The sequence below is a fragment of the Pseudomonas agronomica genome (assembly GCF_025917275.1).
Taxonomy (GTDB): domain Bacteria; phylum Pseudomonadota; class Gammaproteobacteria; order Pseudomonadales; family Pseudomonadaceae; genus Aquipseudomonas; species Aquipseudomonas agronomica.
The window spans coordinates 1-1,337 of record NZ_JAOSHO010000839.1 but is presented as its reverse complement, the minus strand read 5'-3'; the positions used below and the strand labels follow the sequence as shown (position 1 = coordinate 1,337).

Sequence of the window (1,337 nt, the reverse complement as noted above, 5' to 3'; positions counted from 1 at the left end):
GGTGTTTCTGGCTGACAGAAAGCTTCAGGCGAAGCCGTTCTGCCGCCACGCCTCATAAACCGCCACCGCCACGGTGTTCGACAGGTTCAGGCTCCGGCAGCCTTCGCGCATCGGCAGGCGCAGGCGTTGTTCCGCCGGCAGGGCGTCGAGCACGTCGGCCGGCAGGCCTCGGCTTTCCGGGCCGAACAGGAACGCGTCACCCGCGACGAAGCTGGCATCATGAAACGGCCGCGAGCCCTTGGTAGTGAAAGCGAACAGGCGTGGGTTTCCCAGGCTTTCCAGGCAACTGGCCAGGTCGGCATGCCGCTGCAAAGTGGCATACTCGTGATAGTCGAGGCCGGCGCGGCGCAGGCGCTTGTCGTCCATGTCGAAGCCCAGCGGTTCGATCAAATGCAGGTGGCAGCCACTGTTGGCGCAGAGCCTGATGACGTTGCCGGTATTCGGCGGGATTTCCGGTTGAAAAAGGATGACGTGAAACATGCACGGCTCCGCAGATGAAGATGAGCGGCATTCTACGCCGCAAACCGACCGACGTTCGAAGCTAATGCCTCGAGTGATGGGCTCGTTGGCGATTTTCGGCATGATGATCGGGCTGATGATCGGGCGCCTGACCACGCCCGAACCGAACGTGCTGCAGCAGGTCGAGGTCATCGACGGCGGGCTGATAGCCTGGTTCAACAACGAACCCAAGTTGCACGGGGAAGTCATCGACGGCTCGGTGGCGCTGTTGTTCGACGCTGAGGGTTCGCCGCAGAACGGCCAGCTCAAGCTCAACGGCAAGGACGTGAACTGGCGGGTGCGTCTGAGTGACAAGGGTTTGTTGATGACGCTGGTGGCGGCGCGTCCGTTGCGAGGGGAGTGGGCCGGCAGCGAAGTCGATGACCGCTGGCGGCTGGAGATCCGTCTCCAGGAGCAATAAAAGAGGGAATCCCCGGCCTGCCTGTACCAAGGTCCCCAAAACGGGAGGGCTCGCGCTCGGCGCAGGGCCCTGGGTGTAAAGAAGGGAAACCTTGACCTGCCTGTATCAAGGCCCCCAAAACAGTGGGCTCGATGAGCCCGGTATAAAAGAGGGGAATCCCCGGCCTGCCTGTACCAAGGTCCCCAAAACTGGCTAGTGATCTAGCTATTGCAGGGGGCGTGCCAGTTTTAAATGGCTTGTCACAAAAAAGTTGCTGAAGATGCTAAAAGCCCCGTATTCCGGGGCTTTGGCTTTTGTTTGTGCGGTTTTTTTCGAACTGGGTCGATTGGTTTTGGCTAGAGGTGCATGTGCAATTGCGGTTCGTAGTGCATTGATGCGGTGCACGAAGCTTTTAAAAGCATCGTCGGATCGCCGCCCG

General features: G+C 60.1%; 3 protein-coding genes. 1 reads left to right on the top strand and 2 read right to left on the bottom strand.

Features of this window, described 5'->3' with window-relative positions:
- Positions 1-24: 24 nt before the first annotated feature.
- Positions 25-480 (bottom strand): tRNA (uridine(34)/cytosine(34)/5-carboxymethylaminomethyluridine(34)-2'-O)-methyltransferase TrmL, encoded by a 456-nt coding sequence (trmL, locus tag OC610_RS27570; protein WP_264432660.1) that lies wholly within the window; start codon positions 478-480, stop codon positions 25-27.
- Here trmL and OC610_RS27565 point away from each other — a divergent pair.
- Positions 479-919, top strand: coding sequence for a hypothetical protein (locus tag OC610_RS27565; RefSeq protein WP_264432657.1), 441 nt, complete (start codon positions 479-481; stop codon positions 917-919). The two genes, trmL and OC610_RS27565, sit on opposite strands and share 2 nt — an antisense overlap.
- Before the next feature lie 204 nt (positions 920-1,123).
- Here the strand turns inward: OC610_RS27565 and OC610_RS27560 are convergent.
- On the bottom strand, positions 1,124-1,337 hold a 214-nt coding region (locus OC610_RS27560; protein ID WP_264432655.1), incomplete at its 5' end, for a hypothetical protein.

Bases quoted from the DNA above. Each gene is read 5' to 3' on its own strand.
- trmL (WP_264432660.1), bottom strand. From the start codon at position 480: ATGTTTCACGTCATCCTTTTTCAACCGGAAATCCCGCCGAATACCGGC.
- OC610_RS27565 (WP_264432657.1), top strand. From the start codon at position 479: ATGCACGGCTCCGCAGATGAAGATGAGCGGCATTCTACGCCGCAAACC.